This is a genomic window from Halobacillus aidingensis (assembly GCF_900104185.1).
GTDB classification, from domain to species: Bacteria; Bacillota; Bacilli; order Bacillales; family Halobacillaceae; genus Halobacillus; species Halobacillus aidingensis.
In genome coordinates this window covers 32,039-51,549 of the sequence record NZ_FNIZ01000014.1, presented here as the reverse complement: position 1 = coordinate 51,549, position 19,511 = coordinate 32,039, and the positions used below count along the sequence as shown (strand labels likewise).

Annotated in this window: 16 protein-coding genes; 3 read left to right on the top strand and 13 right to left on the bottom strand. The window is 42.2% G+C overall.

Going from position 1 to position 19,511, the window contains the following annotated elements; genetic code table 11:
- Nucleotides 1-75 precede the first annotated feature (75 nt).
- From BLS23_RS13595 to BLS23_RS13585, 3 genes are all read right to left on the bottom strand, one after another.
- Nucleotides 76-573, bottom strand: coding sequence for a GNAT family N-acetyltransferase (locus BLS23_RS13595; RefSeq protein WP_089653149.1), 498 nt, complete (start codon nucleotides 571-573; stop codon nucleotides 76-78).
- Nucleotides 574-733: 160 nt separating this feature from the next.
- Entirely contained in the window at nucleotides 734-2,941 is a 2,208-nt protein-coding gene (locus BLS23_RS13590; RefSeq protein ID WP_089653147.1) for a YhgE/Pip domain-containing protein, read from the bottom strand.
- A gap of 68 nt (nucleotides 2,942-3,009) precedes the next feature.
- Entirely contained in the window at nucleotides 3,010-3,585 is a 576-nt protein-coding gene (locus BLS23_RS13585) for a TetR/AcrR family transcriptional regulator (RefSeq protein ID WP_208599186.1), read from the bottom strand.
- Nucleotides 3,586-3,712: 127 nt separating this feature from the next.
- On the opposite strand from BLS23_RS13585, the gene BLS23_RS13580 reads away from it, so the two are divergent.
- Entirely contained in the window at nucleotides 3,713-4,423 is a 711-nt protein-coding gene (locus BLS23_RS13580; RefSeq protein WP_089653144.1) for a class I SAM-dependent methyltransferase, read from the top strand.
- Nucleotides 4,424-4,444: 21 nt separating this feature from the next.
- Here BLS23_RS13580 and BLS23_RS13575 read toward each other — a convergent pair whose 3' ends face one another.
- On the bottom strand, nucleotides 4,445-4,987 hold the full coding sequence (locus BLS23_RS13575) for a YhcN/YlaJ family sporulation lipoprotein (protein WP_089653142.1): 543 nt from the start codon (nucleotides 4,985-4,987) through the stop codon (nucleotides 4,445-4,447).
- Nucleotides 4,988-5,114: 127 nt separating this feature from the next.
- Nucleotides 5,115-5,585, bottom strand: coding sequence for a hypothetical protein (locus tag BLS23_RS13570; protein WP_089653140.1), 471 nt, complete (start codon nucleotides 5,583-5,585; stop codon nucleotides 5,115-5,117).
- 184 nt (nucleotides 5,586-5,769) lie between these two features.
- Here BLS23_RS13570 and BLS23_RS13565 point away from each other — a divergent pair, with 184 nt between their 5' ends.
- Nucleotides 5,770-6,006: a YhdB family protein gene (locus tag BLS23_RS13565; protein WP_089653138.1), complete on the top strand. Its 237-nt coding sequence runs from the start codon at nucleotides 5,770-5,772 to the stop codon at nucleotides 6,004-6,006.
- Between the two features lie 45 nt (nucleotides 6,007-6,051).
- Here the strand turns inward: BLS23_RS13565 and BLS23_RS13560 are convergent, their stop codons facing one another.
- Nucleotides 6,052-6,777, bottom strand: coding sequence for an SDR family oxidoreductase (locus BLS23_RS13560; protein WP_089653256.1), 726 nt, complete (start codon nucleotides 6,775-6,777; stop codon nucleotides 6,052-6,054).
- Nucleotides 6,778-6,793: 16 nt separating this feature from the next.
- Entirely contained in the window at nucleotides 6,794-8,356 is a 1,563-nt protein-coding gene (locus BLS23_RS13555; protein WP_089653137.1) for a GNAT family N-acetyltransferase, read from the bottom strand.
- A gap of 1,090 nt (nucleotides 8,357-9,446) precedes the next feature.
- On the opposite strand from BLS23_RS13555, the gene BLS23_RS13545 reads away from it, so the two are divergent.
- On the top strand, nucleotides 9,447-10,070 hold the full coding sequence (locus BLS23_RS13545) for a TetR/AcrR family transcriptional regulator (RefSeq protein ID WP_089653133.1): 624 nt from the start codon (nucleotides 9,447-9,449) through the stop codon (nucleotides 10,068-10,070).
- 53 nt (nucleotides 10,071-10,123) lie between these two features.
- On the opposite strand, the gene BLS23_RS13540 is transcribed toward BLS23_RS13545, so the two are convergent.
- The 6 genes from BLS23_RS13540 to BLS23_RS13515 form a co-directional block, all read right to left on the bottom strand.
- Nucleotides 10,124-11,545, bottom strand: a complete 1,422-nt coding sequence (locus BLS23_RS13540; protein ID WP_089653131.1) for a dihydrolipoyl dehydrogenase family protein — start codon at nucleotides 11,543-11,545, stop codon at nucleotides 10,124-10,126.
- The gene (locus BLS23_RS13535; protein WP_089653130.1) at nucleotides 11,535-11,936 is read right to left on the bottom strand and encodes a DUF1499 domain-containing protein; all 402 of its coding nucleotides are present in this window, start codon (nucleotides 11,934-11,936) and stop codon (nucleotides 11,535-11,537) included. The genes BLS23_RS13540 and BLS23_RS13535 overlap by 11 nt, the downstream gene beginning before the upstream one ends.
- A 71-nt stretch (nucleotides 11,937-12,007) precedes the next feature.
- Nucleotides 12,008-13,237, bottom strand: coding sequence for an anti-sigma factor domain-containing protein (locus tag BLS23_RS13530; RefSeq protein WP_089653128.1), 1,230 nt, complete (start codon nucleotides 13,235-13,237; stop codon nucleotides 12,008-12,010).
- Nucleotides 13,234-13,971 (bottom strand): RNA polymerase sigma factor SigI, encoded by a 738-nt coding sequence (gene sigI, locus BLS23_RS13525; RefSeq protein ID WP_089653127.1) that lies wholly within the window; start codon nucleotides 13,969-13,971, stop codon nucleotides 13,234-13,236. Before sigI ends, BLS23_RS13530 begins: the two co-directional genes overlap by 4 nt.
- Before the next feature lie 362 nt (nucleotides 13,972-14,333).
- Entirely contained in the window at nucleotides 14,334-17,225 is a 2,892-nt protein-coding gene (locus tag BLS23_RS13520; RefSeq protein WP_208599184.1) for an ABC transporter transmembrane domain-containing protein, read from the bottom strand.
- On the bottom strand, nucleotides 17,222-18,970 hold the full coding sequence (locus tag BLS23_RS13515; RefSeq protein WP_089653125.1) for an ABC transporter ATP-binding protein: 1,749 nt from the start codon (nucleotides 18,968-18,970) through the stop codon (nucleotides 17,222-17,224). Before BLS23_RS13515 ends, BLS23_RS13520 begins: the two co-directional genes overlap by 4 nt.
- Nucleotides 18,971-19,511: the final 541 nt, after the last annotated feature.

Genomic DNA, 19,511 nt, shown 5'->3' with positions numbered 1-19,511 from the left:
CTCCTTCGATTTCGCTTATTTTACTATATGAGGGTAAAGCAGCGAACATGAAGGTTCAGACCATCTTCTTGTCCCCTATACTAGAATTTTAGCCATGACATACTCATCGACAGGCCTTCCACTGACGATAAGGGACTGTCTCTTCACTCCTTCTTTTTCAAAACCCATGCCTTCATAAAAGTGAACAGCTCTTTCATTATGGACCATAACCGTAAGTTCAAGCCTTATCACTCCTTTTTCTTCCGCCCATTCAAATAGACGAAGGAAAAGCTCCTTAGCGGATCCTTGGCCATGGAATTCCTTCAATACTCCCGTAATTACGCTCGCTGTATGTAAAATCCTTGGTGCACCCCCGCCAAAAACGGTGACATGCCCGATGACTTCCCCGTTTAATTCGGATAGGAAGATCGTAGAATTTTCTTCTTTCTCCACCTTTTGAATCAAGCCTTCCACCTGTTCTATGGTGGATTTTCTTTCGCCTTTACCAAACAGTAAAAAATCGGATTCTGCCTCCAGATTTTCAATGAGATCTCTATAGTCTGACGCATCACAGACCTCTGCCATTCTAATCATTATCCAATCCCCCTTTTTTCACATTTTATCAGAATAATGGATTGGCAACGTCACTCTTTTTCTTACTTCACCTGTTTGATGACAGCGGTGCTTTCCCCTAAAAAAAGACTACAATATACGAAGGTGCCTGAACAAAAAAAGAGAGCAAAAAGCTCTCTTTTTATACGGCCTCCTCCTGAAGGGAAGCGTTTAGTTTTCGATTTTTCAATACAAAATACATGACCGATAGTACGGAAGCTCCTAAAATGAAAGCTGTCAAAATAGAAGCATTCTGCAACATGAAGGCGAAATTGCCATCGGATATGATGGATTTGTATCCAGCCACTGAGTAAGTCATAGGTAAAAGTGGATTAAACCATTGTAACGGTTCAGGAATCAATTCTAGAGGAAAGGTCCCTGCACTCGTCGTCAGTTGAAGAATTAAAATCAAAATAGCCATGAATCTTCCTGGGTCCCCGAGCCAGGTCACGAGCATCTGTACCAACGTCATAAAGGTCAAACTCGTGAGGATACTGAACAAATAGAAATACCCTACATGTGTAACTTCTAGTTTCAACCCATACAGTATCACACTTGCCGCAATCACAGCTTGAATGGTGCCAGCCACAAACAAGACACCAAATTTCGCCGAGAACCACCCAAGCCCGCTTCTCGGATTTTCTACGGGATCACGGACAGGGTAAACAATCGTAATTAACAATGCGCCTACGAATAAGCCTAGTGACAAGAAATAAGGGGTGAAGCCTGTACCGTAATTCGGCACATGATTAAGGGATTCTTTCTCCACACCTACAGGTGATCCCATCATTTCTCCTGTCTCATCATCAGCTTTCACCTCATTCGCTTCCGATGAAGCTGTAGTTAGATTCGATTCGAACTCTTTCGTTCCGGCTGTTAATGCATTTGTCCCTTCTGACAAATCACCTGCTCCTTCTTGAAGTTGCCTAGAACCGTCAGCCAGCTGGTTGGACCCATCGAAGATCCGACTCGCTCCTTGATTGATGTCAGATGCTCCGGAGGCCACTTTCACAGCTCCCTCCTGAGCTTTGGCCAGTTCTTGAGAAAAGCGACCCATAGAGTTCCCCAACTTCACTTGCCCATCGGAAAGCTTGACGGATCCTTCATAGAGATTCGTTTGACCAGCGACTAGTGAATCAGCCCCTTTTTGCAGTTGAGTTTGTGCCTTGAGGAGTTCTTGAATTTCCCCGGTCAGCGGCCCAGTAGATTCGACGACACTTGCTGTTGCTGAGTTGAGAGAACTTGCTCCTTGAACAAGGCTGCCAGCTCCAGCCTCCAGGTCTTCAATCTTTTGGAGAAGAGCTTTTTGTTGTTCTTCAGGCATGGTTTCAACTAAAGGAACCATCTCTTTTCTTAGACTAGTGATACCTTCAGCCACCTGTTGGGCAGAAGTGGATACCTGACCTGCGCCTTGATTCAGCCTGACCATACTTTCATTAAGCTTTTCTGCGCCACTTTTTAACGGAGACGTTTTTTCAACCATCAAAGAGATGCCTTCGCTTAAAGATTCGGCTCCTTCTTTAGATTGAGCTATGCCCTCTTGTAAGTCTTCCGCGCCACCTTGGGCATCAGCTGTTCCTCTTTCAAGTTGCGAAAATCCTTCTTGTAATCTTCCCAGTCCATCACTCAAGTCAGACGACCCGGCAGCCAAATCAGACGCACCGTTCCGCAGCGTTTGCGTCCCACTTGCAAGCTCCAGTTGTTTCTCCGAGAATGTTTTTAATTTTTCTTCCAATTGTTTGGCTCCCTGGTCCAAATCGGCCGCTCCCTGGTCCAGGCTTCCTGCTTTCTCACTTGCTTCTGCTAAACCTTTTTGAAGTACATTGAACTGCTCAAACATAGCACTCGCATAGGTTTCTGTCATTTCACTGGATAATTTAGCTTTCATTTTTTCTGTTGCCGATTCTCCGATTTGGGCAGATAGGAAGTTAAACCCTTCATTCGGTACGTATTTCAACTGCAACGGCTTCGGCGTATCATCCATCACCGTTGTAGCATCCTCAGAAAAATTGGATGGAATCTCCACAAGCATATAATAATCTTGCTTTTCAAGACCTTCATAACCTTTATCCTCTGAAACGAGATGGTACTCAAAATCACCACTGTCTTCTAATTGACTCACGAACTCTTCCCCTACTTGAAGAGGCTCTCCACTGAACTCCGCCCCTTCATCAAGGTTGACAATGGCTACGGGCAATTGATCCATACTGCCATAAGGATTCCAAAACGCCCACAAAAACATGGCACTATAAATCAGCGGTATAAGAAGCACCGCTAAAAACGGTACGAGTACTTTTTTGTTCTTTCCGATATGTTTCCACTCTGAGATCCAAAGTTTCCAACCATTCATTTTCCATCCCCCAATAACATATGACTAAAATATTCATTTGGTCATTTTCGTGCAAAAAAAGAGGACCATCATTCGGGTGACAATCCTTTGAACACATAATCATCAAATAAATGAAGGATCTTTTCCTTAGATAAAGGCTCATGTCCTTCTTCCCAATCAATAATCAGTGCCGTGTATAACTTCAACATCATAAATGCCGTAATTTCCGGATCACATTGGCGAATATCTCCCTCTGCCACCGCTGCTATAACTTTTTCCTTTAGATAATCCAAAATTAGAGACTCTATATTTTGAAGGGCTTCCTTCACAGCTGCCGTTCCTATTTCACGAGCTTCGTACACGAGTTTCACTGTCAATTGATGGCTTTTACGGTATTGAAGCAATTCGACCAGTGATCGATGTACATTTTCTTTCAGGGATTGTTCGTCATCCATGACGGATTCAGCTTTTCTCTTCATTTCCAAAAGGAGTTCCGCGATAATGTCCTGAAACAGTTCTTCTTTGTTTCGGAAGAAGTTATAAATCGTCCCTTTTCCTACATTAGCGGCTTTGGCGACATGATCCATCGTTGTCGCTTTATAACCCAAGATTGAAAAAGATTGACGTGCAGCGTCACGAATTTCTTCTTTTCTATCCATATCAATCTCACCACCTGACCATTTGAACGAATTAGTCATTTTTACTACAGAATTGATTATACGCTCTTTTATTAGAGTTGCAACCTTTTTTTGAGGTACACTGAAAGAAATAAGAACAGAAGGGAGTTTTCATATGAAAAAGAATGTCCTCCACTCCTATGAGCATTTATCTTCGCATTATGAATTCGAAGTTGACCGAAAGCCCTACAATGCTTATCTTGAACGTCCGGCCATGGTCGATCTACTCCCTGATCTTCAAGGGAAAAAAGTTTTGGATGCAGGCTGTGCAGCAGGATGGTATGCGCGTTACATGGCCGATCAAGATGCAGACGTCACAGCGATAGACCTCAGTCCTTCGATGATTGCCGCAACCAAGCGGAGAGCAGGAAATGCCAAGGTCCACGCTTTCGTTCACGACTTAACAGACCCTCTGCCAATGGATGATAGATCCTTTGATCTTATTATCAGTTCACTCACTTTGCATTACATAAAAGATTGGGCACCCATTTTTCAGGAGTTCCATCGCACATTAAAACCAGGAGGCACCCTTCTTTTCTCTACCCATCATCCGTTCATGGATTATATGAACCATGAGGTGGATTCTTATTATGCCTGCCATGAAATCCAAGATGAATGGACAGTTGATGGAGAAAAAATTCCGATGACTTTCTACAGACGTCCGCTTGATGAGATTATTTCCTCAGTGACGGATCATTTTCATTTAATCAAACTCTCCGAGCCAAAGCCTACATTGGAATTTAAAAAAGTACACCCAGAAGGATTTCATAAAGTTTCAACAAAGCCTAATTTCATGATCTTAAAAGCTGAAAAGCCAGAACTTTAAAAAAGTCCTGGCTTTTCTTTATTATGAACGTTGGTCAGGGAAAATCCGGTCAACCATTTCTCCGAATTCACGGAAAAATCCTGTGACAGGCTCACCGTTTTGAGAGTCTTCCACATAATTGTTCGTCAAGTCAACAAAATCTGGATTTGTTGAAATGTAAACATTGTTAATGTCCTGGTCCGATGCTTTGACTGCTTTTTTGATTTGCTTTTCCATTTCATCAGAGACTTCGTTCTTGTCTCCTTTAGGATTATCAAGCTCTGCCGCTACATAGGCATTATCGCGTGTTTTCAGCACATAAACACGATCCACGCCATCGACATTCTTTTCGATACGGTTTGCTGCATCCTTGGCCACTTTATAATTCGTGTTATGAACCATTCCGCGATCATTGTCATACTGGTTCGCTTTTTGACCATTTTCGGCCATGTCATCAGCTGTACGTTCGAAGCTTGTATTTTCTACTCCGTTGTAGTTGCCATTGTCACCAGCTTCTTGTTCCGCCTGGCAGGCGACAAGAGATCCAGCTGCTAAAAGACCGATGGCTAATACTTTGATCTTCATGTTTTTCAACCTCCTTCCATCCATGTTTACGGTTAGTATGTGTGGTTGGAAGGCAAATATGCGATTGCTAAAAACAGGAAGTCAGCTTGCATATAAAGAAAATCCTCAGTTGAATGAGAACTGAGGATTAGCTATTCAGAAACGGGATGCTCCACCATATTTGAATGAAAATTAAATAAACGAAAAAAATAGCATTAATAAATAAAAGGAAAGCAGAAACAAGTTTATAATGACCCTCTATTTTTTTGTAACCGATCCGAATAAAGATAAAGCCCACAATTAGAAGAATGTACAATCCAATAAACCATATCCACGTATAAGGTGTTGCAGCATCAAACCCTACTTCGTAACCGATCCCATACAACAACCAGGGAGCTAAAAAACATAAAATGGATAGAGGGAGAAACCGTTGATCACTTTTTATGTAAAAAAGAGAAAGAATGGCAACAACCAGGGTTATTCCTCCAATGATTTCCGAAATGAGAATCATCACCTGTTGGGTGGCATCAGCTTCAGCTGTTACAAAGCCCAGGAATAATAACAATCCCAATAAGATGACACACCCCACATTTGCATAAAGCAGATTTTTTTCTGACATCACGAAGACTCCTTCCGTCAAAAGCAAAACTTTTCCATACTATCATAACAAAATTTCCAATGCTTTGCGGAAGAAAAAAGCAAAAATGTGTCGGGATTCCCAGAACTGTGACGAACTCTCTGATTGAGTAAGAACGCTCGCGGGGATAATAAGACCACTCCTTTCATAAAGGAAGTGTCATCCAATGAATCACTATGATTACGACAAAGCCCTGCATTTCATGATCTGGGGGCAATGGGACGACTTGCTCGTCCTCATGGTACGCACAAGGGATGAATTTCTTTCTAAAAAGATCGAAACATTCCTTCACTCGGCTTATTATCCGAGCAAACAAAGCGAAATGCTGGAATCTCACGAAGCCTTGTTAAGCTATATCGATCATGCTCAAGCGACTACACTAGAGCCCAGCTTTTTCACATAAATAAACAGACCAGGTCATCCATTTTTTGGATGACCTGGTCTTCATTTATACCCGTGGGTAATCTTGGATGAGCGGGTGGAGATGCATTTCATCAATGACCATATGTTTCGGCGCAAGCGCCATGTAGACGACGGCTTCCGCAATATCATGAACCTTGAGCCATTCTGATTTTTCAGGATCGCCTTGAGTCCCATTCGCAAAATAAGTATCCACCATTCCAGGATTGATGGTACCTGCCCGGATGCCATCTTTTCTCACTTCTTGAGCGAGTGACCCCATAAACCCTTGAACAGCGTATTTTGTGGATGTGTATAGGGCACCACCTTCTGGAATCGTATATCGAGAGACATCAGAGGCGACCGTAATGATCGTACCGAACTGTTGCTTTTTCATGATAGGAAGAACGGCTTTGGTCGCGAGAAATACACCCTGTACGTTGATATCGTACGTACGACGCCATTCTTCTACCGTCACTTCTTCAATTGGTTTAAAATCACCGATTCCAGCATTGTTGACAAGAATGTCTACTTTGCCATACGCTTTCTTGGTCCCTTCCACCACCTGGTCGATTTCGTTTTCATCACTGACATCGGCCATATAAGCCAAAACGTTTGTGTGCCCTTGCTTCTTTAAATCTTCCTTCGTTTGGTGAATTTCTTCAGAGCTGCCTATGATGGATAAATAAGCCCCTTTTTCAGCGAGTTGGAAAGCAATTTCTTTTCCGATTCCTCTTGAAGCTCCTGTAACAATAGCCACTTGTTTGTCCAACATCATCAAAATTCCTCCCTTACGTTCGTTCTGGCTTTTCTTCTGTGTCTAATTTAAATCGAAGATCAAATAAATCCCGACGTCTGTCCCGTAGCTGCCGGACAGTTCCTGACTTCCGCTGTCTTCTCAGTATTTCTAAATCAACATCTCCAACAACGACCGTTTCCACATTCGGATTACATTCACCAATAATTCCATCACGGGCAAATTCGAAGTCCGATGGAGTAAAGATGCCCGATTGTGCATATTGGATATCCATATTCTCCACTTGCGTCAGATTTCCTACCGTACCTGCAATAACGGTGTACACCTGATTTTCGACCGCACGAGCCTGGGCACAATAACGTACACGTAAGTATCCTTGTCTGTCATCCGTACAAAACGGGACGAAAATAATGTTCGCTCCTTGATCGACTGCATAGCGAGCGAGCTCAGGAAACTGGATATCATAACAAATCTGAATCGCGATTTTGCCACAATCCGTATCAAAGACTTTGACCGCATCTCCAGGCTGAATGCCCCACCATGTCCGTTCGTTCGGTGTTACGTGAATTTTGTATTGCTTTTCGATCGTACCATCGCGTCTGAATAGATAAGATATGTTATAAATCTGCTCTTCTTCCTCCACGAAGTGGGACCCGCCGATAATGTTCACATTGTATTTCACAGCAAGGTGTGTGAACATTTCAATATACTCTTCGGTATATGCACTCAATTTACGAACGGCTTGAGACGGGACTTTTTCTTCTAAGAAGGACATAAGCTGCGTAGTGAAAATTTCGGGAAATACCGCAAAATCAGATCCGTAATCAGCAGCAACATCTACGTAATACTCACATTGCTTTGCAAACTCTTCAAAGGAATCGATATTTTTCATCATATATTGAATGACCATAATTCTCACTGGATGACTTGTCTTAAAATAGCGTTTTGTACGGGCACGATAATCAATATTATTCCATTCCATCAGCGTCGCATACTTCAAAGACTGCTCGTCATCCGGAAGATAATCAGGGTTGATCCGCATGACAGTAAAGCCATTCATGATTTGGAAGGTAAGGACAGGATCATAAATGTTTTGATTGCGGACTTCCTCCACATATTCACGTGGGGACATTTCATCTTCGTACTTGTGGTAGTTCGGAATACGTCCTCCGATGATGATACTCTTCAAGTTCAACGCGCGGGCTAATTCTTTCCTTGCTTCATATAAACGTCTTCCTATTTTCATCCCTCTGTATTCAGGATGGACCATCACTTCAATTCCATACAGATTGTACCCGTCTGGATCATGATTCGTGATATACCCTTCATCTGTAATGTCATCCCACGTATGTTTATCATCATATTCATCAAAATTAACGATCAAACTTGAACAGCTTCCAATGATTTTCCCATCAAACTCAACGACAAATTGCCCTTCCGCAAAATGTGTCAAGTGGCTCTCCAGATGTTCCCTCTTCCATGGATCCATATCAGGGAAACAAACTTTTTGTAACTTAAAAATCTGTTCGATATCTTTATCCTGCATGTTTCTAACAATCATTTTCTTTTCATACTGAGTCAGATCAAGCTTCGACATCTAATCTTCCTCTCCTCATCATGATCATTCAACCATTTTCATCGTACTCAACCTCTATCCTTCTTGTCTAGTTTTTAACAAAGTTATTCAACTATATGGAAGGATTGTGGAAGACTCGATTTCGAGACTTTTCGGGGTTCGTTTGCCGTGTTGAGCGTTAGGGGGGGCTGGGAAGCTACTCGTCTAGCTCCACCGCCCAGACACTCGCGTCATAAGCCGAACAGCAAAGGAATGAAAAGGCACATTCCGTTGCTGTTCGGCTTATGCCAGTCGTGTCTACCAAGGCGGTTCCGCATTTGAACACTTTCCTGTGGGGGAGTGGCAAGCTTCCTCGGACTTCGTCCTGCGGGATCTCGCCTATCTCCTTTCTCCCACGGGAGTCTCGCAGCTTCCCAACCACCCCATTCGATGCATATGTGAAACGAACCCCTTTCCCGAGGATGAATGTCTTTCACAATTCCTGATTTATAGTAATTAAGCGCTCTATAGCAAGCTTTTTATCCAGAATAGCGGTTATGGGAATTCATATAGCTCTACTTTCCTTGTCAGTAAAAACATCCTATACCGTAAGTGGTTTCGAGACACTTATTGGATAAAGGGGCGGAGGGGAATGGGGAGACTCCTACCTTAAGTGTGCAGGCGCCTTGATCAGCGGCGTATGGACTGGACTGAGCTGGCGGAGATAAAGGAAACACGAAGAACGAAGTGATTCGATGTTGACTTATCGTACAGAAGCGAGGGAAGTCTCACTAGCCGCTAGGCGCCGGAACCGGATATCTAAGGGAAAAAAGTGCTTGGTGAGACCCCACAGGACGCAGTTCGAGGAGGCTCAAGAGAATAGAGGAAGTTCGATTATGTTCGGCACGTCCTGTGCCAACATCGAACGACCCCACTTCGTATGGGGCCCCGCGGAAAGCGAGCCATTCCCCTCCGCCCCCATCCACTCAACAAAAGTCTCGAAACTGAGTCTTCCACAATCGGGAGCTTATGTGGAAGATGGAGTAGTAAAGTCAGGGGGAGCGGAAATGAAATGTATGAATTGAATCGGTTCATAACTTCGTGTATGATGGTTTAAGAAGAGGTGTAGACAATGAATGGATTTGAAAGACGGAAAGAACGCAAAAAGCAAAATATCTTGAACGCCTCCCTGAAGTTGTTCTCAGAATATGGGGTGCAGAAAGTCAGCATCCAGGAAATTGCAAAAAAAGCACAAGTTTCTCAAGTCACCATTTATAATTATTTTGGCGGCAAAGATGAACTCCTATTCGAGACGGTTAAAAAATTCATTTACGAACGATTGGATCGTTTTCGTGACGTCGTCCACAATGACGACATGGACTTCAAAAAAAAGATTCGATTTGTCATTCAAGATAAAAAAGAAAACATCCTCCATATGGACCCTGGATTTCTTCAAACAGTGATGAGGGACCAGCCTGAGTTACAGGAACTGATTCAAACCTTCACAGAAAAAGATGCTGTCCCTTTACTGATGGAACTCGTGGAACAAGGAAAAGCCCAAGGGTACGTTCATCCGGATATTTCTTTCCGCTCCATCATGTTTTATATAGAAATGTACTACCAGGCGATGCGCTCGAAGGAAGATCTCTTCGACCATTCTTTACCGGAATTAAGTGAAGAGATTACCCATATGTTTTTCTATGGTCTGATGGGGAATCAGGACGAGCATTTGCATGAGGACAAAGACAATGAATAGCTGATATAAAAAATGCGTAGAGATTGTTTCTCTACGCATTTTCAATCCCTTGTTTATCTCCATTTTTTCACATACCAACGAATAAGATCATTCCATTTACTTCCGAACAGTTTCTCTCTCCAATAAAGGTCTGCGGTTTGAGAGACGACATTGTTTTTAGCAGGGTAAGGATGTACGACATTCGAGATGCTTTGAAACTTCTTATTGAGCGCCTGCACAGTCCCAACTTCCTGCATCCATTCTCCAGCCCCTTCACCAATAGCATGAGCTCCGACGATTTTTCCTCGGTCCGTTGTCAAAACTTTTACAAGTCCCTCTTTTTTCCGTTCCGCCATAAAACGATCGTTGTCAGCTAATTTTGTTTTGAAGGTCAACAAGTCTTCCCCATACTTCTCTTGTGCTTCTTCTTCAGTCAAACCGAGATGATAAATTTCAGGGTTCGAGTAGACAACCCATGGAATCTTTTCATAAGAAGCTTTTCTAGAAAGGCCCAAAACGGCATTAGATACGGCGATTTTACCTTCCATTCCTGCGACATGAGTGAAAGGCATCGATCCATTACAATCACCTACAGCATAAATATGTTTCTTATTGGTTCTTAAAGTTGCATCCACTTGAATCGAGCCTTTTTCAGTTACAATACCTGCCTTGTCCAGTCCAAGACTTCCGATGTTCGCTTTTCTTCCAGCCGCTACAAGGATGGTATCTGCAGTGATGCTGTTTTGAGCACCATCTTTCTTATAGTGGATGTGAACCTGATCCCCGTTTTTCTCCACGCGTTCAGCCTTTGCATTCGTTAAAATATTCAGTTCTTCAGATAACAAGCGTTGAGACAAGCTTGCTATCTCCTTATCCTCTTTAGATAGAATTTGTTCACTACCCTCGATCATTGTTACATCCACACCTAAACGACTCATCGCCTGAGCCAGTTCCACTCCGATAACTCCTCCGCCAATAACCACCATAGAAGAAGGTTTCTGATTCAGTGAAAAGATGGTTTCATTTGTTAAGTAATCCCCTTCCTCCAAACCATCGATCGGAGGTATAGCTGGGGAAGATCCAGTAGCTATGACAAAACGTTTGGCAGTAATCGTCTTTTCCCCTACTTGCAATGTGTGTTCATCTAAAAAGGTTCCTTCTGCTTCATAAATATCAATACCAAGGTTGATAAAGCGATCCTTTGAATCATGTTCTTGGACATCTTGTAAAGCATCTGCGACCCGTTCCATCGCTGATTTGAACAATTTTTTATATTCATCTTCCGTCCATTCAGCGTATTTAGCGGACTCTTTCACCTCTTTAGCCGCTTGAATCAATGCCTTTGAAGGCATGCATCCATAATGAAGGCAATCCCCACCAAGTTCGGTTTTTCGTTCAATAAGAGCTACTTTCGCCCCAAAGCTTGCCGCGCCTGCTGCGACCGTTAAGCCGCCTGAACCGCCACCTATGACGGCGATTTGATAATCAAACGTCATGGGATTCTCTCCTCATGGACTCATAATGTTCAGAGATGGCCTTCATTCGTTTCTTATTGACTCCAAAGTCGGAATGCCCCACTCTTGAAGCAGATCTGAAATGTATGACCTCTTCCTCCTGATCGAAATAGAACTCAACATCGTCCTTGAATTTCATCCACTTGGATTCGACCACGGCATGTATATAATTTTCGGTTTCCGTTTCAACTGCCGTCCTCTCCATCTCACTCAAGACTTTTTTGATTACAGACTTTGTTGTCTCCAAATCTTTAGAAAAAGCAAGCGCTGTCATCTTCTTTTCTTCTTGATCCGTTTGAGTACTCACACAGTTCGGAGACTTCGGACAGTCCGACAATCTCCCATTCTTAACGCCTATATAAGGTTTACTCATTATTACTCCTCCTTTTCTACACGATACCCTTATACTCACTGCTTCATCAACAAAAAAGCACTCCTAACTGTCTAGGAGTGCTTTCCATTCGAAGAATTCCCGTTACCGCGAGGAGGTTTCTCTTTTTCGTTCGAGCCTTTCCCTCTATTTCGGTCATCCTGCTTATGATTATGTTTCGAACCTGAATTCTTATCTATCTGCTTTTCTTTTTCTTTCTCTTTCTCTTTCTCTTTTGGTTTAGGAGAAGTTTTAGGCTTTCCCTTTGGTTTATCGCTCGCTTTCTGATCTTCTTTTCGTTCGTTTTCATTTTCTTTATGTTTTTTCTTGTTCTCTTTCTTTTCTATGTGCTTTTTCTCGTTGTCTTTCTTTTCTATGTGTTTTTCCCCTTGGTCAGGCTTTTTTTTCTGCTGACCAGGAGCTTGCGCTTTTCCTTTTTGGCCTGCTTGTTCGGGTTTCTTATTTGTTGCACCCTGTTTTTCAGGCTTCACATCAACAGCAGGTGGGACCACTGATTTCACATCAGAATCACGTACTTCCTCTTGTTTTTCTTCAGATGAATCATCTTTATAAAAGGATTGAATAATTTCTCGATCATCATCTTCAACATGAACAGGGAGTTCTGATTCTTCTGATTGGTCCATTTCTTCATTCTTTATTCGGTCTGCAACCATTTCATTGACAGATGCCTTTTGGTCTATGGCTTTTCTTCTTAGATCCTTCGGCACTAAGAAGGTAGCAATGCTTATATTTGTGGCTTTTTCCATAAGATACGTTTCAATCTCTTCCGTGTAATTTTGATTCACTTCTTCTTTTAAATAACTGATACCAATCAGGACTTGGTTCGCATCATTCACATACCCCCTTGCTTGACTCAATTCAAGCAACTCAAAGGTAACTTCCGATGCATCTTTCTTTTTCCAATCCTTCAGAGCGGAAACGATTTCTTCAGCCTCATCATTTTGAGGAATCATATCTATGACTTGCATTTGATCATTCAATTCAAGTTCAACACTAGGATTAATATCAATATTCATATAAGCAAACGCTTGGTTGCTTCCATACCACGAAAAAACAGGAAAAACCATCAGTAGAAACATAATGGCTACAACAGCTGCTCGCGTATGATGATTACGCAAAACCTGCGTCCATCGATGCAGGACTTTACGCTCATTAGCTGTTTTGAATTGCACTTCCATCCCAATATCTGCATGGTCAACCTTCTCAGCTCTATGAAATTTGCCATCACTAGTCATGACAATCATATATTCATTCTGCTGTTCCATGACAATACCTTTTTTCACATACCCACCCCTTTCAGATAATCCTTAAGATATACGTAATCCCCGTTCAGGATGAGAACTAATGCGATGATGAATTTACGGTTTCGTTCTAATGTTTTTTTACTAACATCGACACGATCGACCAGATCTTTGATCGGTAATCGTCCTTTGTCTATGACTTGCGAACACAAAAATTCATCTTCATAAACGAGCCTCGCCACCTGAACAGCGGATTCTCTGGCATCTCTATGTTTAGGAGAGGCATCAATCAGCTCATCAAAGGATAGCTTATACTTTTGCAATTGAGACTGAAATTCCATAATTTCCTCTTTACGATGCCAAGCTTCTGTTTCCAATTGGAACTTTTCCTTAGCCGCTGAAATTTCTAAAGGATTTTCCATTTGTTCTTCATCATGAAAATCCTCATCGAGCGAAGTGACTGGCACACGTCTTTGTTCATTACGAATATAATCAATCACTTTCCGCTTGATTACAAGTCTCGCAAAAGAAAGAAATGAACTTCCCTTATCACAAGAATAAGATTGGATGGCTTCATTGAATGCAAGCAAACCGATACTGAATTCATCATCTTTTTTAGGGTCTATATATCTTTTACAAACTTCAGAAACACTTTTGGCGATGAAAGGTTGATACTGTTTCAGCATTTCATTACGTGCATCATCATCTCCCTGTTTGGCTGAAGCTACTTGTTCATCCAGGGAGGGATCTGCTTTTTGAAAAAGACGTTTGATCAACCTTTATCACCTCCAGCCTATTAATGTTTTCGATTATGGCTTTTATTTTTTGGGTGTCTTTTTTAAGATTATTTCAATTGTGTTACAAAATCGTATCAACCAAAATTTCTGAAGTTTGTCTTTATGGGGTCAGGTAAAAAGGTATTGTCCTTGACCATGACCATTTTACTGAACAACACCTGAACGGTCTACTTCATAGGGGTTACATTTTATTAAATAACCATTTCAAAAAATAAGTCCTAAGACTCTTCCATGGTGTACAAAGATAGAAAAGAGACGAAAAAGCCCATTTAATAGGTATATATACTCATTAAAGTAGTTTGGAGCTTCTAAGTAATAAAAAGTAAAAACAAAAAGGAAACCTAAGGAAGGTTTCCTTTTTCCGTCTGTTCATAATAATAATCAATAGGTACCGCGAGGCCGACCCGCCCCTCTTCATCATCATGGAGTGTGGCGAAAACCACTCCGATCACTTTTCCTTGATCATTGATGACCGGGCTCCCTGAGTTTCCTCGGTAGATCGGAGCATCAAGCATGAGAACTTGTCGATCCCAATCAGCCAACTGTTTATAGCCAATCACATTCCCCTCATTAGCAATCCCTGTAAACTTTAGCGGATTCCCAATAAAGTACACATGTTCACGTGCATCAAAAACCGTTTCATCAGCAAGTTCTAAATGAGGGAGATTTTCTCCTTCGACATCAAGAACAGCGAGGTCGACTTCAGGATAAGATTCTACTACTTCCGCACCGAAAAGCCCATCATCTGGAAAGCCAACAGAAATTCTTTTTTCATCTTCTATGACATGATGGTTCGTAAGGATATAGCCGTCTTCAGTAAAAGCAAATCCCGTTCCTTTACTTTCTCCCGCCTCCACCACTACAACGGATTCCTTATAGGTCTGTACCTTTTCATCTGTCGAAAGTTTTGCTGAAGTCATAAGGAAGTCAATCGCTGGAATAGAAAAAGTATTCGGAAGAACGGCGACAATATTCAATACCATCATGAAAGCGATCAACCAAAATATCCATTTAGGAAAAGGACGTTTTTCCTTTTGCTGTTCTTTCTCCATCCTTTCCCGTTCATAAGCTTTTCTTTTCTCTTCCTGAACGAGTTCATACAATTCGTCGTCATCTATTTCTTCATACAGGTCATCATCGATGATGTCTTTCTTCTCGTATTCTTGCTCATGCATGTAACCTGCCTCCATGTAAGCAGTTTTGAGACCTATACCGCTTCGATACCCAGCGCCTTGCTGCATCTGGTACATACGATAGTACTCACCCTTGCTATGAATCAATTGCTGGTGGGTCCCTTGTTCCATTATTGTACCATGATTCAATACAAAAATTTGGTCCGCTTGTTGAATGGTAGACAAACGATGAGCAATCACCAGAGTTGTTCTTCCTTCCTTCAATACCTCCAGCGCTTTTTGTATCAGTTGTTCTGTTTCCGTATCAATGTTTGCTGTCGCTTCATCCAAAATCAAAATGGCAGGATCAAAGGCTAACGCGCGAGCAAAAGATATCAGCTGCCTTTCTCCCATCGACAAAGTATCCCCTTTTTCATTAACAGGTTCATCATATCTTCCGGGTAATTTTTCCACAAAGTGATCAGCACCGACAGCTTTCAACGCTTGTATGGCCATTTCCCGGGAAATACGCTCATCCTTCATGGTTACATTCGACATAATTGTTCCACTAAAGATAAAAGGATCTTGAAGAACAATTCCCATGTGGCTACGAACTTGCTGTCTCGACCACTCGTTCGTCGCCTTTCCATTGATCCGGATTGTTCCCTGCTGTGGATCATAGAAACGGAATAACAGATTCATTATGGAGCTCTTTCCTGAACCTGTATGACCAACGAAGGCAGCTGTCTCTCCAGAACTCACTTTGAATGAAAGATCTTTAAGCACATCATTCCCCTTTTCGTAGGAAAACGTCACTTGATCAAAGTGAATATCCCCTTTGTACCGTTCAATCGGTGTAGTTTCGACAGGCTCTCCATTTTCATTCAGGATTTCAAAAACACGCCCTGCAGCTACACGGGCTTCTTCGAGCTGCGGCAATTGATTGACAAGGTCTGTCACCGGCTGGAAGAGTCTGTTCAGATAATCAACGAATGCATAAAGCACGCCAGCAGTAACGATGCCTTCAGGACCGATGGAACCTGCTCCAAAGTACCAAATAAAAGCGACGAAAGCGAGATTTCTCAGTACATTCACGAGATTAAATGATGTTAGAGCATTTAGTCTGATCAATTTCCTCTGGTAGACAAAGTGACGCTCATTCAAGTTTTCAAAATCTGCTGACGTCTGTTTTTCCTGCCGAAAGGATTGGATGATTGACATTCCCTGGATCGCTTCATTTATATTTCCGTTCATGTCACTGAGGGTGGAACGCACGACTTGGTTATACCTTCCTGCATACCCTTTGAACAACTTCATCCAAATCAGCAATATCGGGATTAATAATAAGCTCAACAAAGCTAGTTTCCAATCTAATAACAGCAATGCGATATAAATGCCGCCCATATAAAAGAAACTCGTCACGAATGTCGCTAACACTTTTACATACAACTCACGGATCGACTCTGTATCATTCGTTACCCGAGCGACCACCTTGCCTGCCGGTTGGTCGACAAAGAATTGGATCGGCAGTGTCTGTATATGCGTGAAAAGATCATCTCTCATTTTTCTAATAATTCTATTTGAAGACTTTTGCAGCAAAAACGTATGTGAAAACTGAAACACGGATGAAATGAGCAGTAACCCCACGTATATACTGAGGAGCCAATAGATGGACTTCATTTCAGGAAGAAAAAAACGGTACAATTCCTGAAGCTCTATTTTTTCAGCACCTACAACATACGTACGGTTTGACGTTTCAACGGTCAATACCCCGTCCTGCCATTGACGACTGCCAGCGATGGGCACTTGTTCCTCCGTGAAATAATAGCTTCGATCAACTTGCAGAATCGTCCGAGTTTGAAGGATTTCATCCGACTCATTACTTCGATCGGAGCGTTTATACATATCCCCTCTGTACGTAACGGTATGTTCATCTTTTGTTTCGACCTGATGCCATTGAGTTTCAATTCCAATGATATGCTGATCAATCAGCCTTTTGGCAATGAATGGACCGGTGAGTTCTAAAGCAACGGCGATGATTAAACAAACCAGACCAATGAATATACGTTTACGAAACAACCACGCATACTGAAACAGCTGTTTTTCGGTCGATTTCTTCATCGTCCCACCTCCCCGTTTTCCAACTGTTGATGCTCATACTGCTGTTGATACCATCCGCCATTTTGAACCAATTCATCGTGCGTCCCCTTTTCGACAACTGCTCCATCGTCGAGGACTAGGATTTGATCTGCATGGGTTACGGCTGAAAGTCGGTGAGCGGCAATGAACGTCGTCTTTCCTTGCCGTTCTTTTCTCAAATGTTGAAGGATTTCAGCTTCTGTTTTCCCATCTACGGCTGACATGGCATCATCCAGCAATAGAATTTCTGGGTCCATGATAAAAGCTCGGGCAATGGAAACCCTTTGTTTCTGTCCACCCGAAAGTGTAACTCCACTTTCCCCGACTTTTGTGTCCAGCCCTTTAGGGAGATGCTGAATATCATTTGAAAAATGAGCAAGCTCTAACACTCGGTTAATTTCCTGGTCGGGTGCACCTGGTTTACCAAATTGAATATTCTCTCTGATTGTTTTTGAGAACAGCACCTGTTCTTGTGGGACGTAACCGATCCACGCCCTTGTCTGATCAAGACTAAGGTCTTCCAGAGAAACACCATTTACCTCAAGACAACCAGAAGCCCCCGGATATTCTCGAAGGAGCTGACGGAACAAAGTGGTTTTCCCTGCCCCCGTTCTCCCAACAACCCCGATGGTCTCCCCTTGCTTCACTGTTAAATGAATATTATCAAGACTTTTCTTATCTGCCCCTGGATAAAGAAAGGATAGCCCTTTGAACACAATCTGCTTCGGCTCTTCTATTAAAGCAGGTGTCTGTGGGTCTTTCACGTCCGATTCATAATCAAGCGTCGACTGTACACGATCCAAGGACGCATTTCCACGTTGCAAAACGTTAATCAGTTCACCAACGGCAAACATCGGCCAAATTAACATCCCTAAATAAACATTGAAGGAAACCATTTCTCCTAAAGTGATTTGGTTTTTGAACACGAGGTTCGCTCCGTATCCTAATCCAATCGTATAAGAAAGGCCAACCAATATTTTGATCGTCGGTTCAAATAGAGCATCAATCTTCGCTACTTCTATGTTTTTATCGTAAACTTCACTGGTCATTTTGTTGAATGACTGTTCATCATTCTTTTCTTGCACAAAAGCTCGAATGACTCGAACTCCTCGAATGGACTCAAGGACTTGATTGTTCAATTCTCCAAAAGATTCCTGTGCTTCTGTAAAACGCTGGTGAATTACTTTCCCGTACCGATTCATGACAAGAGCCATGATCGGCAAGGGAATCAACGCCGCAAAGGTCAACGGCCAGCTTATCGTAAAACCCATAACGGCAATAATCATCATCATAAACACGGTCGAATCGACCAGGGTCAGGATACCGAAACCCGCCGTCATCGTCAGAGCTTTCAGATCATTCGTAGCTCTAGCCATAAGATCCCCTGTTCGGTTCTTTCCAAAAAAAGTCGGAGTCATCCGCAGAAAATGATTCATCAAGCGGGACCTCATTGTTTTCTCCATCATCATCGCACCACTGAATAGCGTATAATCCCATAAGTAGGAAATGGTATAACTCGAGATGATGATGACCCCATAAATGAGTAACAGTTCCAATAGACGCTCTCTCGTAAAGGAATTGAACTGTATTTCATCAATCGCCATCCCCACAAGTTTCGGAGGAATCAAATCAATCATACTGACAATGATTAAAGCAATAATCGCCAATGTGTAACGCTTCCAATAAATTTTAAAAAACCAATGCAGCTTGAACAATACACTAAACATCAACTACCACCCTCTCTTCAAAACATTCGCTAACCGCTCTCTTTCCAATCTTCGTTCCATTCTTTCTTTTCCATGTAGTGAACCATTTTGATTCCTCCTCTAAAATTCTTTGATTTATATAAAAATCGGTCGTGTAACCGATTTCTATCCAAACAAAAAAAGACATACGTCCTTTGACGTATGTTTTCACACATAAAAAAGGCACGTACCTACGTGACCTTGTTCCTTCTATACGATTTTAATAAAAGTCAGATAAACAAACGGCTTTCAGTCACGATCGATATGAAGTTGTCTTTATATTGAAGACGTTGCTTTTTCATCATCGTGACCTCCCTTTTGTATCAATGATTATATATTATATATTTTTCAGAATTTTAAATCAACCATTTTTTAAAACAGTCGTTATTCAACAATAGGGCAGGATGGTGTAAGACTCGATTTTGAGGCGTTTGGGGGGTTCGTTGCTGAGTAGAGCGTCAGGGGTGGCTGGGAAGCAACTCGCTTTCCTGTGGGGGAGCGCCGAGCTTCCTCGGGAGTCTCG

Coding starts and splice junctions, on each gene's coding strand:
- BLS23_RS13595 (WP_089653149.1), bottom strand. CDS start 573: ATGATTAGAATGGCAGAGGTCTGTGATGCGTCAGACTATAGAGATCTC.
- BLS23_RS13590 (WP_089653147.1), bottom strand. CDS start 2,941: ATGAATGGTTGGAAACTTTGGATCTCAGAGTGGAAACATATCGGAAAG.
- BLS23_RS13580 (WP_089653144.1), top strand. CDS start 3,713: ATGAAAAAGAATGTCCTCCACTCCTATGAGCATTTATCTTCGCATTAT.
- BLS23_RS13575 (WP_089653142.1), bottom strand. CDS start 4,987: ATGAAGATCAAAGTATTAGCCATCGGTCTTTTAGCAGCTGGATCTCTT.
- BLS23_RS13570 (WP_089653140.1), bottom strand. CDS start 5,585: ATGTCAGAAAAAAATCTGCTTTATGCAAATGTGGGGTGTGTCATCTTA.
- BLS23_RS13565 (WP_089653138.1), top strand. CDS start 5,770: ATGAATCACTATGATTACGACAAAGCCCTGCATTTCATGATCTGGGGG.
- BLS23_RS13560 (WP_089653256.1), bottom strand. CDS start 6,777: ATGTTGGACAAACAAGTGGCTATTGTTACAGGAGCTTCAAGAGGAATC.
- BLS23_RS13555 (WP_089653137.1), bottom strand. CDS start 8,356: ATGTCGAAGCTTGATCTGACTCAGTATGAAAAGAAAATGATTGTTAGA.
- BLS23_RS13545 (WP_089653133.1), top strand. CDS start 9,447: ATGAATGGATTTGAAAGACGGAAAGAACGCAAAAAGCAAAATATCTTG.
- BLS23_RS13540 (WP_089653131.1), bottom strand. CDS start 11,545: ATGACGTTTGATTATCAAATCGCCGTCATAGGTGGCGGTTCAGGCGGC.
- BLS23_RS13535 (WP_089653130.1), bottom strand. CDS start 11,936: ATGAGTAAACCTTATATAGGCGTTAAGAATGGGAGATTGTCGGACTGT.
- BLS23_RS13520 (WP_208599184.1), bottom strand. CDS start 17,225: ATGAAGAAATCGACCGAAAAACAGCTGTTTCAGTATGCGTGGTTGTTT.
- BLS23_RS13515 (WP_089653125.1), bottom strand. CDS start 18,970: ATGTTTAGTGTATTGTTCAAGCTGCATTGGTTTTTTAAAATTTATTGG.